This window comes from Vibrio sp. 5S239 (genome assembly GCF_041439575.1).
GTDB lineage: Bacteria > Pseudomonadota > Gammaproteobacteria > Enterobacterales > Vibrionaceae > Vibrio > Vibrio kanaloae.
In genome coordinates this window covers 13,694-26,572 of record NZ_JBGOOM010000032.1, presented here as the reverse complement: position 1 = coordinate 26,572, position 12,879 = coordinate 13,694, and the positions used below count along the sequence as shown (strand labels likewise).

The following is a 12,879-nucleotide window of genomic DNA, read 5'->3' as shown; positions in this document are numbered from 1 at the left end:
TTTATTTGTACTAGAGTTAACTCTGTAATCTGAGTCGTTCAAGGTTCCTTAAGCGACAAATGCGATCTGTAAGGATTAAACAATAGTGACAAGTTATTTCGTACTTTTGTCATTTTTGTTGAAAATTAACGACACCGAATTAACACAGAATCGCTCACCGGTTGTCTTCGGACCATCAGGAAAAACGTGACCTAAATGGCTATCACAAGCAGCACAACGGATCTCTACACGCTTCATTCCGTGACTTAGATCTTCTATATAGCGTACGGCTTCATCCGTTACAGGGGCATCAAAACTAGGCCATCCGCACCCAGAGTCGTATTTGTTATCCGACAGAAACAAAGGGCTTTCGCAGCATGTACAGCTATAGATACCCGTCTCTTGGTTGTGTAGTAACTTACCGCTATATGGGGCTTCAGTACCACGTTGACGACACACTGCAAACTCGTCGTCTGATAGGCGTTCACGCCAGTATTCATCAGGCTTTATCATATTTTCTTCCTTTTGAATCACGTTAATATATCTCCACATTCTCATTTATTATATTTACTTTTTTCTTTAAAGGCTTGCATGTAAGTCATTTTGTAGCACATACTTTCTCACTAGAAAACATTGTACATATACACTCATAAATGAATCATCATTTAGAGGTATTTTACCCAACTGGAAGGGTACAGAGCCATTCGCAATGGTCAATTTTCAACCACTTACACCCAATTGTTAAGAAAAGCGGCGCTTTTTTTTGACTTTAAACAAGTTAAGTCGGATTATCTATTGCAGATGTATACTGGATTCTGTAATTTTACTACCAGTTATCTTTAATCAGAAATTAAGTTGTGGAGCAACTACAATGACTATCAAAGTAGGTATTAACGGTTTTGGCCGTATCGGCCGTTTCGTATTCCGCGCAGCTCAAGAGCGTGCAGACATCGAAGTAGTAGGTATTAACGATCTAATCGACGTAGAGTACATGGCATACATGCTTAAGTACGACTCAACTCACGGCCGTTTCAACGGTACTGTTGAAGTTGAAGGCGGTAACCTAATCGTTAACGGTAAAACTGTACGTGTTACAGCTGAACGTAACCCAGAAGATCTTAAGTGGGATGCTATCGACGTAGACGTAGTTGCTGAAGCAACTGGTCTTTTCCTAACTGACGAGACTGCACGTAAGCACATCACTGCTGGTGCTAAGAAAGTTGTTCTTACTGGTCCTTCTAAAGATGCAACTCCAATGTTCGTAATGGGCGTTAACCAAGCATCTTACGCAGGTCAAGACATCGTTTCTAACGCTTCTTGTACTACTAACTGTCTTGCACCTATCGCTAAAGTACTTAACGATAAGTGGGGCATTGAATCTGGTCTTATGACTACAGTTCACGCTACTACAGCAACTCAAAAAACTGTAGATGGCCCTTCTGCTAAAGACTGGCGCGGTGGCCGTGGTGCTTCTCAAAACATCATCCCATCTTCAACTGGTGCTGCTAAAGCTGTAGGCGTTGTTCTTCCAGAACTAAACGGCCTTCTAACTGGTATGGCTTTCCGTGTACCAACTGCTAACGTATCTGTAGTTGACCTAACTGTTAACCTAAAAGAAGCTGCATCTTACGAAGAAATTTGTGCTGCAATGAAAGAAGCTTCTGAAGGCGAAATGGCTGGCGTTCTAGGCTACACAGAAGACCAAGTTGTTTCTCAAGACTTCATCGGCGAAACTCAAACTTCAGTATTCGATGCTAAAGCTGGTGTTGCTCTAACTGACAAATTCGTTAAAGTTGTATCTTGGTACGACAACGAAATCGGTTACTCAAACAAAGTTCTAGACCTAATCGCTCACATCTCTAAGTAATTTCTTTTTAGAAATCGCTTTAGATAAGCATTAGCGAAGACTGTTTTGAGCAGACTTTGAAAAGGCGACCTTAGTGTCGCCTTTTTAATACCTGTTACCTTTTGAACGGCATTTATTTCGCTCGTTAAAATACCTTTGGCTCATTAAAACGCTACAGCTTAAGCTAAAACGCTAAAACGCTAAAATTAAATTCCAATACTGGCTCTGATTGTCACTCATAAAATCACAAGCACCGTTGTTACAGTCAGCATTTGAATTTAATTTCCTTAGAAGGATCATGTAATGGATTTATCTACTCTACCGGCACTGACTGTACTTTCTGACAACGTCACTATCGTTGAACACCAAGGTGTCAAACTGGTTCGCGTTATCCATGATAAAGCGAACGCAGCGATTTCACTGTTTGGCGGCCATGTAGTGTCATTCCAACCACGAGGTCAAGAAGACCTGATTTGGATGAGCCAACAAGCTAAATTCGACGGAAAAGCAGCCCTACGTGGCGGTATTCCGGTATGTTGGCCTTGGTTTGGTCGTATTGCAACACCTGCACATGGCTTTGCTCGTTCAAGTGAGTGGCAATTGATTGAGCATCGTGAAAGCGAAGCAGGCGTGATTGTAAGCTTAGGTCTGAAACCTAGCGAAGCGACTCTGGCAGTATGGCCTCATCAATTCGATGCTCGATTGAACGTTGAGATTGGCGATCAACTAAAAGTAACTTTGGATGTGAAGAACACAGATTCGCAACCATGGACTTTCTCTGGCGCGCTGCACACTTACCTAAATATTGGCGATATCCACAGCACAACGACCACTGGCATGGGCGCTGAGTACATTGATAGCCTGCAAGGTGGCAAGATCTGCCAAGGCGGTGCTGAACTGGTACTGACCGACACGATTGACCGCGTTTACACACAACCAGAAGCGCAAATCTATATTGCTGACAAAAAGCTGGATCGCACGCTAACAGTTGAAAACCACGGTCATAACTCTGCAGTACTATGGAACCCATGGGCAGAAGGCGCTGCAAGTATGGGCGACATGCAAGACGACGGTTACCTAACCATGCTGTGCGTAGAATCAACACTGCATGCATCAAGCCTAGAAGCAGGAAAAACGCTACAGCCTGGCGAAAACCACCAACTGATTACGGTTATTGCCGCTCAGTAAGCGACTCAATAATACTATTTAAAGGCCGGTTCATCCGGCCTTTTTTACAGCTACTTTTTAACAATACTATGATGGCTATCAATTAGCTTTGCTGCTGTGAATAGTGAACTAAAGTTTCTCTATAGAGTGACAATAACGTATTGTTGTCCACTTGAACGCCGACCTTTTGTGCGGGGAATGAACTCCACTCATCATTCATATATTTACGTTGGTCAGCTTTCTGAATCGTCATTCCTTCAGCTGGACCATCAGTCACGACTCTGACCGAGCCACTACGACAGGTAAACAGAGATGGTTGGATAACATAAGCAATCGCTGAAGGATCGTGAACATGACACCCTTCCATACCTATTTTTTCGGAATAGAACTTTAAGTAGTAACGGCTGACATTCCAGATAAACTGCCCTACCTCTCCAGCCTCATCTCGCAAATCATCTAGGTATTGGCGAGTAAAAAAGCTCTCCTCAGTAACATCAAGACCGATAATCACAACAGGCCATGAGGCAGTAAATACCTTGTCGGCTGCATGAGGGTCATCATGGATATTCGCTTCCGCAAATGGCGTTACATTACCTCTATGGTCATTTTCACCGAACGCGCCTCCCATAACGACCACTTCTTTTACCAAATCAACAATTTCTGGGTCGGCTTCCAGAGCGAGTGCGAGGTTAGTAAGAGGGCCAACCGCCACAAGAGTAATCTCTCCCGGTTCAGCTCTAACACTGTCGACAATGAACTGATAAGCTGGCTTATCAATCGCTGTGACATCTAACGAACTTGGCGCTTTTACATCACCAAAACCTTCCTCGCCATGCACAACAACCGTGGCTCCAACGGGATCTCTGATTAAGGGTTTATCCGTCCCCTTAGCCACAAGCGCGTTCATACCAAATCTCTGCTTCAAATAGAGAGCATTCCGAGTACCGTTGTCTATCGTCGCATTACCATAAACCGTGGTGATGCCCATCAGGTCAATATCCGGGTGCGCTTCTGCAAATAGGATTGCCATTGCATCATCGATGCCCGGATCTGTGTCTAAGATGATTTTCTTTGTCATATCAGCTTCTAATTAAACAGTAGGAAGGAGGGAACGATACCCATAAAAAAATCAGATAAACGTGATCTAAACCTAATGCTATGATTTTGATTGAAATAGTACTTAAACTCATCACTCTAAGAGCGGATGTTTTCGTCTTTTTATTTAGCCTGATGCAGACCTTTTTGGTAGAATTTGCGCCCAACTCTATGCCTCTGAGAGCGTCATGACTTACCAATGCCCTTTGTGTCACCAACCTTTATCTCAACACGATCGTACGTTTAAGTGTGAAAAGAACCATCAGTTCGACCTAGCGAAAGAAGGCTATGTCAATTTGATGCCTGCGCACCACAAACGCTCAAAAGATCCAGGTGACAACAAAGAGATGATGCAGGCACGTCGTCGCTTCCTTGAAGGTAACCACTATGACCCAATGCGCCAAGCGGTGGTGACATTGTGTTCTCGCTATCTACCAGAAGAGGCGCCTAGCCTATTGGATATTGGTTGCGGTGAAGGGTATTACACCAACGAAATTGCTGTGAATCTTCAAGAAAAGAATGGTGCGACTTTTGGCCTAGACATTTCTAAGATTGCTATCAAATACGCCGCTAAACGCTACCCTACTGTCGACTTCTCAGTTGCATCAAGCCATCGCCTACCCTTTGCTGAAAGCAGCTTAGACGGCATTCTACGCATTTATGCGCCTTGCAAGGCTAAAGAGTTACAACGCACCATCAAAGATAATGGTGTGGTGATCACCGTGACACCAGCTAGCCGACACCTGTATCAACTGCGTGATGCAATTTATGATGGCGTTCGCTTGCACGACGAAGATCCAGAAGTAATCGAAGGTTTTACGCTTGAGCACCAAGAGCAACTAAACTATGTAATGGAACTATCGGGGTCAGATGCATTCGACCTGCTACAGATGACGCCGTTTGCTTGGAAAGCGACTGAGGAGTTTAAACAACAACTCACCGAAGCTGAGCAATTCAACTGTGAAGCAGACTTTATGCTAAGAGTGTATCGCAAATATATTTAATTGATATTGATTATCGTTTGCATTGAAATCTCATCTTGCCTCCTTTAGTATGCGTGTTCTTCAAGGAGGCATTTCATGCAACGTATTATTCTTATCGGATTAGCTACCCTGCTCACGGCTTGTGCTAATCAACCTTCAAACAGCACTTCTCAAAAAGTGGCTAACACGCAAACGGAAACCATTTCCACATTCTATGATTACCAGTTAGCTTCTCCACAAGGCAAAACGCTTTCTCTCAATGCTTTACCTGAGCAGTTGATTGACGCTGATGTGGTTCTTATTGGTGAATGGCACACTCACTCGGCAATCCATCGCTTTCAAACCGACTTCTTAAAAGCGCGCCGCAACGCCACATCAAACATTGCGCTTTCAATGGAACAGTTCACTCGAGAACACCAAACCACACTCGACCAATACTTAAGCGGCAAAATTGGTGAACAAACTCTCATGTCTCAAGCGGCAGCTTGGCCAAATTACGAAAGTGATTACCGCGCGTTAGTTGAGTTCGCAAAAGCCAACGACGTCGATGTTATTGCGGCAAATGCACCAAAGCCATTTGTTCAGTGTATTGGCCGTAAAGGATTGCCTTACCTAGACCAGTTATCGACCGAGCAACGCCAATGGATTGCCGCCGAAGTGGATACTGGCGATAGCCCATACAAAGAAAAGTTCATGGCTTCTATGCACCACGGCACGCCAGAGCAAACAGAAAAGCAGTTTGCCGCTCAGGTTACCTGGGACGAAACCATGGCTGAGTCGATTGTGGATTACCTAGCATCAAACCCTGATAAACAAGTAATTCATGTGGCTGGCAAGTTCCACACCGAGGGTGGTTTAGGGACGGCAGCATCGATTCTACGTCGTAACCCTGATTTGAAAATCGCCATCATCAGCCCGGTTGAAGCGATCTCAACGGATAGCAATGATTATCAGCTTGAAGTGCTTTCGCCGCCGGCTCGCTTTGTTAAGAAAGAGAACCGAATGAAGGCATACAAGCACCTGTCAAAACGCAGCGCTAGCCTAGAGTGTGAGTAAGGTCTGTTGATCCACTCTTCTAAGCTAAAGAGTCGATGGGCTAATCCTAGATAATTAGCCCATCGTCAAAACTTGATCACGTTCCCGTCATTCATCCTAACTCTATCTAAATCAAACATTCTTATCGGCACAAGACTTGCTTAGTAAATAGACGATTTAACCAAGCAGACGAAAATGTAATGTGCAAATAAAAAACATCACTATCGATGATTAATTGCACAAGTTTTTCACACCTCTGCCGATACTATATTTAAGGATAGGTAAGGAGAGCGATATGACGCCAGTAGGAACGAGTAATACTCAGCTGTATTCACCTTCGAAAATGAATGCACAAGCTAAAAGCACTGAAGCTGAAAAGCCTGCACCGCTTAAGGTTGAACAAAATACCGTCAAGCTTTCTGATGAAGGCAAAGCCCTATTATCTGCACTTAAAGAAATCGATAAAGAAGCCAAGAAAGTCGAAGCTGAAAACGAGACCGTTACCGATAAGGTTGAGTCATTTGCTCATGGCGCTTTAGGTATGGATCATCCAGATAAGATTGAAGAAGAGGACGATGGTTCTTATTCAGCTGGGCAATACTTATCCGCAGCGGCAACCGTGGGTGGCATTCTACTTGCCTTAATCTAACTTTCCCCTCTGTTTCTGCACCTTCCTCTCTGCATTAAAGCGATTTGTCGTCACGACAACATACCCGATTTGGTCTAAAAAACGAGTTCATTCCATAATTCCGCTCTCATTTTAATGGAATAATACTCGTGAAAAACACTTTTGAGCTTATTGATAAGCCTACCTTCTTTGGTGCGATTGCACTCCTACTCACGATAGTTTCCCCGCTCATTTTGTTCCCTGCACAGGGCGCAGACTGGATTGCGGTTGCGAAAACATTCATGACAGACCAACTTGGATTTCTATATCTTGCGCTAGGCCTCGCCGCCTGTGCATTTATGGTTTACGTTGTATTCAGTGATATGGGCCAAATTAAACTGGGCGAAGCTGATGAAGAGCCTGAATTCAAAACAGCATCATGGGCTGCAATGCTATTTTGTGGCGGTATCGGTGCAAGTATCTTGTATTGGGGCTGTATTGAATGGGCTTACTACTACCAGTCACCACCTTTCCAACTAGAACCTGGCAGTGAAGAAGCGGTTCGTTGGGCTGCAACTTACGGTTTGTTCCACTGGGGACCAATCGCGTGGTCTATCTACCTGATCCCTGCGATTCCTATCGCTTACTTCTTCTATGTACGTAAACAGCCAGTTCTAAAGATCTCTAGTGCGTTAATGCCTGTTCTTGGTGAACACCGCAGTAAAGGCGTACCTGGAAAAATCGTCGATATCCTTTTCATTTTCGGCCTACTTGGCGGTGCGGCGACAACATTAGGTTTAGCAGCCCCTCTTATTACTGAAGGTCTGAACCACCTATTTGGTCTACCTAAAAATAACCTAACGCAAGTGATGGTGCTTTTAGTGTGTACTGCGATTTTTGCTTACTCATCTTATGCAGGATTAGAAAAAGGCATCAAGATTCTAAGTAATATCAATTTCTGGGGTGCGATGGGTCTACTGGTTTTCGTGTTGATTGCGGGTCCAACCATCTTCATGCTTGAAACTGGTTTAGATTCAATTGGTCGCCTACTGTCTAACTTCTTCGTGATGGCGACATGGGCAGAACCATTTGGAGGTTACGGTACCTTTGAAAACACCCACTTCCCACAAGACTGGACCATTTTTTACTGGGCATGGTGGCTAGTATTTGCACCGAGTATGGGTCTGTTTGTTGCGCGTATCTCTCGCGGCAGAACCATCAAACAAATGGTGTCAGGTTCTATCTTCTTCGGTTCACTAGGCTGTTTCTTGTTCTTCATGATCCTAGGTAACTACGGCCTATCACTGCAGCTTTCTGGTGAGCTAGATGTGGTTGCGATTTTGAATGCCGAAGGCGCAACTAAGGCCATTTTCTCGATGCTAGCACAACTGCCTATGAGCACTCTAGTTATCGCGGTATTCACTCTGCTTTGTATCATCTTTACAGCAACGACGTTTGACTCTATCTCATACATCCTTGCGTCTGTGGTTCAAAACAATGTGACTGAAGAACCAATGCGTTGGAACCGTATGTTCTGGGCATTCACTCTGTCGTTCTTACCAACGATTCTGATGTTCTTGGGCGGTTTAAGTACACTACAAACCGCGGCAATTGTCGGTGGTTTACCGTTGCTTGTTATTTCTGTGATGCTGATGATCTCAGCGGTTCGTGCGACTAACCTCGACCTGCGCCACCAAGATGCGTACATCGAGCCAACGATCAACATCGAAGAGTTGCCAGACATGGATCCATGGTCTGCAGAAGGTATGGCACTGGCTCAGTTTGAGAAAGAAAGAGATGCAGCACAAGAAGCTGCAGAACTTGAGCGTGTTGCTTACACAGAACTTGCCGCAGTGAAGAAAGAAATTCGCGCTTATGTGTTAGAACAAGGTTCACAAATGGAAACTCACGAGTTACCAGAGAACCTACAACAAGCACTTGAGCAGGCCGAGAGTAATCTGAGTACCGCACAAGCTAAAAAGATCGAGTTATCTGAGCAGGCTCAGAATGCTCGAATCGCATTCAATCAAGTGGTTACGGAACTACAACTTGCTTAATATTAGCCATAACGTCGTCCATTTACTTGGACACTCCTAAGTAAGCAAAGGCTCACCGAAACGTGAGTCTTTTTTTATGTTCTCTCAGAACTTTGAGTTATTACTCAAATTTATAATTATGAAACAAATGTGAAACGACTTTGACACATTTTGATGTTCTAATCATCCGGCTTATATGAAAAGGGACAACTAATGAAGCACATTATTAAACCAATCATTGCCGCAGTGGCAACCTCAACACTCTCATTCAACGTACTTTCAGCAGAAATCAAAAACGTCATTCTGATGATTGGTGATGGTATGGGACCTCAGCAAGTTGGCTTATTGGAAACCTACGCAAACCAGGCGCCAAATTCCATTTATAAAGGGAATAAAACCGCCCTTTACCAATTAGCTCAAGAAGGGGTCATTGGTTCATCCCTGACTCACCCAGAAGATGCGATTGTGGTGGATTCCGCTTGTTCTGCAACCATGCTTGCAACGGGTATCTATAGTGGTTCAGAAGTGATTGGCATTGACTCGCAAGGCAATCATGTCGAGACGGTACTTGAGAAAGCCAAAAAAGCAGGCAAAGCAACTGGCCTAGTGTCCGACACGCGTTTAACTCACGCGACACCCGCTTCTTTTGCGGCTCACCAACCTCACCGTTCACTCGAAAACCAAATTGCTAACGACATGCTAAAAACGGGCGTTGATGTAATGCTTTCAGGCGGGCTACGTCACTGGATTCCAAAATCGACCAATGACAAAGGCGAAACCTACAAGCAACTTGAGAAATTGACTCAGGGCGATGTTTACCTAAAATCAAAACGTAAAGACGACCGTAACCTTCTAACTGAAGCAGAAAAGGACGGCTACCAACTAGCGTTTAACCGTAGCATGTTAGAAGAAGCTAAAGGCGACAAGCTACTTGGCCTGTTCGCCTACTCAGGCATGGATGACGGCATCGCTTACAGCAACAAGAAAAAGAGTGGCGAACGTACTCAGCCAAGCTTGAAAGAGATGACACAAAAAGCACTCAACGTGTTATCCAAAGATGAAGACGGATTTTTCCTAATGGTTGAAGGTGGTCAAATCGACTGGGCGGGCCATAGTAACGATGCCGGCACTATGCTGCATGAACTGCTCAAGTTTGATGAAGCGATCCAAACAGTGTATGAATGGGCAAAAGATCGTGAAGACACGATCGTGATAGTGACCGCAGACCACGAAACGGGTTCTTTCGGATTTAGCTACTCTTCTGACAACCTACCAAAACCACAGAAACGTTCTGGCGAAGCTTTCGCTGATCGCGACTATGCACCCAACTTTAACTTTGGTGCATTCGACATTCTAGATGGTTTATATAATCAGAAACAAAGCTACTATGGCATGATCAGCGAATATCAAAAACTGGATAAAGCGCAGCAAACACCTGAAAAGTTGGCTGAGATCGTCAACCAGAATAGTGAGTTCCCTATCACAGCGGAACAGGCGAAAAACGTATTAGCCAGTAAGCCGAACCCATACCGATTGGCTCAGCACAAATACTTGTCGGCAGAGGAAGTGCCTGCTATCAACGATTTCGATGCTTTCTTCCCATATAACGACCGTGGCAACCTACTTGCTCGTGAACAAGCAACCGGTCAAAACATCGTTTGGGGTACAGGCACACACACTCACACACCAGTGAACGTTTTTGCTTGGGGCCCAGCAGAGAAAATACTGCCAGTTTCGAAAATCATGCACCACTCAGAACTGGGTGAGTACATTAAACAACAAGTAAACTAGCCTGAACTTTTTACTCGTTTAAGCAAGCGCCCTTCGGGGCGTTTTTTTGATTCTAATTGTTGGTTTTTTTTGGTACTACCGAATAACAAAACAGCCGCTCAAGAGCGGCTGTTTTTAGAATAACTAGCGATTCGGGTGGTTCAATATGTGGTCTTCCCAATCAACCACATCAATTTCGTATACCACTTGATTACGAACGCTTTCACCTGCTGCATGCATCTCTGATTTAGAACCCGTGATCAATGGGTGCCATTTGGGAATTGGCTTAGATTCTGATAGAAGACGATAAGCACAGGTGTCTGGTAGCCAATGAAATTCATCGATCTTGTCACGAGTCAGCTTCAAACACTCTTCACCTGACGTGAAGCGGTTCGGGTAATCTTTACACGAACATGTTTTATCGTTTAACCAACTACACGCCACGTTGGTGTAGTACACTTCATCACTATCTTCATCCATTAGTTTATGTAGGCAACACTTACCACAACCGTCACACAGTGATTCCCACTCATTCTCTGTCATCTGCTCTAGTGTTTTTTCTTGCCAAAATGGGGTCGTCATAGGATTACTTCATACTTGTTTACTGGGGTGCGTGTTATACCGCTAGCCCATAATAAATTCAAGGATAATAATTGTTCATTCTTTGATTCAATCAACAGCTGTCACTCTCATCATTTTTTGCTACTATCGCGCACCCTGTTATTTAGTGAGTTTAATTTGATGGAATGTCGTTTAGGTTGTGGAGCTTGTTGTATCGCTCCGAGTATTACATCTGCTATTCCTGGAATGCCTAATGGCAAACCTGCTGGCGTACGCTGCATCCAATTAAATGAACAAGACCTATGTAAGTTATTCGGGCAACCTTCACGTCCTAAAGTCTGCCATCAGTTCAAAGCCTGCCCTAGTGTTTGTGGAAAGACGGACCAAGAAGCACTCGATAACCTTATCGAGTTAGAAGCGATTACCTAAGCATATTTGCTCTTATATCCGCAAGATTTCACAAATTTGCGAAATCTCAACTGTCTTGTTGAGACTATTCCAGATTAATAAGAATGGTTATGAATAGGTATACGTTAGAAATGGTCGGAACATTTGGGGTGGTGTTAGGTAATAGCGCCGTTTAATCGTCGCTTCTACCTATGCAGGTAAAAGAAAAGCCGCTTAGTGATAATTCACCAAGCGGCTTTTTTAGATCTTATGACGACCTAGTAAGGAGTGAGAAAGCGTGGTGCCATCCACCAGCTCTAGCTCACCACCAACGGGAACACCATGAGCAATACGGCTTGCGTTGACTTCATGGGCACTACACAGCTCTGCGATGTAATGCGCTGTTGCTTCCCCTTCAACTGTCGGGTTCGTCGCTAGGATTACTTCAGAGATATCACCACGACGTAAGCGGTAGTCCAAAACATCGAGACCGATATCACTTGGACCAATACCATCTAGTGGTGAAAGATGCCCCATCAACACAAAGTAACGACCTGAATATTGGCCAGTTGCTTCAATTGCTGCAATATCTGCAGGGCTTTCTACTACACATATCTGACCGTTATCCTGACGTTTAGGATTAGTACAAATATGGCAAGTATCTTCTTCGGTAAAAGTACGGCACTCATTACAATGACCAATTTCTGTCATTGCTTGGCTAAGAGCTTCAGCCAACTGTAGGCCGCCTTTTCTATCGCGCTGTAACAAATGAAAGGCCATACGCTGCGCCGACTTAGGGCCAACCCCAGGCAGACAACGTAAGGCCTCCATCAGATGCTCCAGCATGTGACTGGTACGCATATTTAACCGTTCTGATTTTCAAATGGTGACTTGTTCGACACAAACCGCCACTTGAATTAACTTTAAAGAATAAGTTACTTAGAAAGGCATCTTCATACCTGGTGGAAGTTGCATTCCACCAGTTACGCCAGCCATTTTCTCTTTTTGAGTTTCTTCAACACGACGAGCCGCATCGTTGAAGGCAGCAGCGATAAGATCTTCAAGCATCTCTTTATCGTCTTCCATTAAACTTTCATCGATATCAACACGGCGAACGCTGTGGCTACCAGTTATCGTTACTTTTACAAGGCCAGCACCTGACTCACCTGTAACTTCCATATTTGCGATTTCTTCTTGAAGCTTTTGCATGCGCTCTTGCATTTGCTGGGCTTGCTTCATCATGTTGCCCATACCGCCTTTACCAAACATGTTAATACTCTCTGGTCTAATTGGTTTATTAAAATTAATTAAGCTATACGTGCCTAAATGGGGGTTAAAACAATGCGATTCAACCCCTCGATGTTCAGTTCTCAGATTCGCTTATCTGAGATGATATGCCGGTCACTAAACGAG

Annotated in this window: 13 protein-coding genes; 8 read left to right on the top strand and 5 right to left on the bottom strand. The window is 44.2% G+C overall.

From position 1 onward, the window contains the following. Positions 1 to 93 precede the first annotated feature (93 nt). Positions 94 to 531: a peptide-methionine (R)-S-oxide reductase MsrB gene (gene msrB, locus ACED48_RS19015; RefSeq protein ID WP_077680161.1), complete on the bottom strand. Its 438-nt coding sequence runs from the start codon at positions 529 to 531 to the stop codon at positions 94 to 96. 319 nt (positions 532 to 850) lie between these two features. Here msrB and gap point away from each other — a divergent pair, with 319 nt between their 5' ends. Both gap and ACED48_RS19005 read left to right on the top strand, forming a co-directional pair. Beyond that, the gene (gene gap / locus ACED48_RS19010) at positions 851 to 1,846 is read left to right on the top strand and encodes a type I glyceraldehyde-3-phosphate dehydrogenase (protein ID WP_017056468.1); all 996 of its coding nucleotides are present in this window, start codon (positions 851 to 853) and stop codon (positions 1,844 to 1,846) included. Positions 1,847 to 2,128: 282 nt separating this feature from the next. Beyond that, positions 2,129 to 3,013: a D-hexose-6-phosphate mutarotase gene (locus ACED48_RS19005; RefSeq protein ID WP_017056467.1), complete on the top strand. Its 885-nt coding sequence runs from the start codon at positions 2,129 to 2,131 to the stop codon at positions 3,011 to 3,013. Positions 3,014 to 3,095: 82 nt separating this feature from the next. Here ACED48_RS19005 and ACED48_RS19000 read toward each other — a convergent pair whose 3' ends face one another. After that, the gene (locus ACED48_RS19000; RefSeq protein WP_017056466.1) at positions 3,096 to 4,070 is read right to left on the bottom strand and encodes a nucleoside hydrolase; all 975 of its coding nucleotides are present in this window, start codon (positions 4,068 to 4,070) and stop codon (positions 3,096 to 3,098) included. 205 nt (positions 4,071 to 4,275) lie between these two features. On the opposite strand from ACED48_RS19000, the gene rlmA reads away from it, so the two are divergent. The 5 genes from rlmA to ACED48_RS18975 all read left to right on the top strand — a co-directional run bounded on the left by rlmA (position 4,276) and on the right by ACED48_RS18975 (position 10,539). Then, complete coding sequence (gene rlmA, locus ACED48_RS18995) at positions 4,276 to 5,091, top strand: 23S rRNA (guanine(745)-N(1))-methyltransferase (RefSeq protein ID WP_017056465.1); 816 nt, start codon at positions 4,276 to 4,278, stop codon at positions 5,089 to 5,091. Between the two features lie 75 nt (positions 5,092 to 5,166). After that, on the top strand, positions 5,167 to 6,126 hold the full coding sequence (locus tag ACED48_RS18990; protein WP_017056464.1) for a ChaN family lipoprotein: 960 nt from the start codon (positions 5,167 to 5,169) through the stop codon (positions 6,124 to 6,126). A gap of 274 nt (positions 6,127 to 6,400) precedes the next feature. Next, positions 6,401 to 6,754 carry a hypothetical protein gene (locus ACED48_RS18985; protein ID WP_017056463.1) on the top strand — a complete coding sequence of 118 codons (354 nt, stop codon included), beginning with the start codon at positions 6,401 to 6,403 and terminating at the stop codon, positions 6,752 to 6,754. Positions 6,755 to 6,882: 128 nt separating this feature from the next. Then, positions 6,883 to 8,769 carry a BCCT family transporter gene (locus tag ACED48_RS18980; RefSeq protein ID WP_017056462.1) on the top strand — a complete coding sequence of 629 codons (1,887 nt, stop codon included), beginning with the start codon at positions 6,883 to 6,885 and terminating at the stop codon, positions 8,767 to 8,769. A 192-nt stretch (positions 8,770 to 8,961) separates the two neighbouring features. Then, positions 8,962 to 10,539 (top strand): alkaline phosphatase, encoded by a 1,578-nt coding sequence (locus tag ACED48_RS18975; protein ID WP_017056461.1) that lies wholly within the window; start codon positions 8,962 to 8,964, stop codon positions 10,537 to 10,539. A 123-nt stretch (positions 10,540 to 10,662) separates the two neighbouring features. Here the strand turns inward: ACED48_RS18975 and ACED48_RS18970 are convergent, their stop codons facing one another. After that, on the bottom strand, positions 10,663 to 11,100 hold the full coding sequence (locus ACED48_RS18970) for a YcgN family cysteine cluster protein (protein ID WP_017056460.1): 438 nt from the start codon (positions 11,098 to 11,100) through the stop codon (positions 10,663 to 10,665). A gap of 159 nt (positions 11,101 to 11,259) precedes the next feature. Between ACED48_RS18970 and ACED48_RS18965 the strand changes: the two genes are divergently transcribed. Beyond that, positions 11,260 to 11,508, top strand: a complete 249-nt coding sequence (locus ACED48_RS18965) for a YkgJ family cysteine cluster protein (RefSeq protein ID WP_017056459.1) — start codon at positions 11,260 to 11,262, stop codon at positions 11,506 to 11,508. 219 nt (positions 11,509 to 11,727) lie between these two features. Here the strand turns inward: ACED48_RS18965 and recR are convergent, their stop codons facing one another. Continuing rightward, a complete protein-coding gene (gene recR, locus ACED48_RS18960) occupies positions 11,728 to 12,327 on the bottom strand; it encodes a recombination mediator RecR (protein WP_029626987.1) in 600 nt (199 codons plus the stop codon). 78 nt (positions 12,328 to 12,405) lie between these two features. After that, complete coding sequence (locus ACED48_RS18955) at positions 12,406 to 12,735, bottom strand: YbaB/EbfC family nucleoid-associated protein (RefSeq protein WP_009848672.1); 330 nt, start codon at positions 12,733 to 12,735, stop codon at positions 12,406 to 12,408. Positions 12,736 to 12,879: the final 144 nt, after the last annotated feature.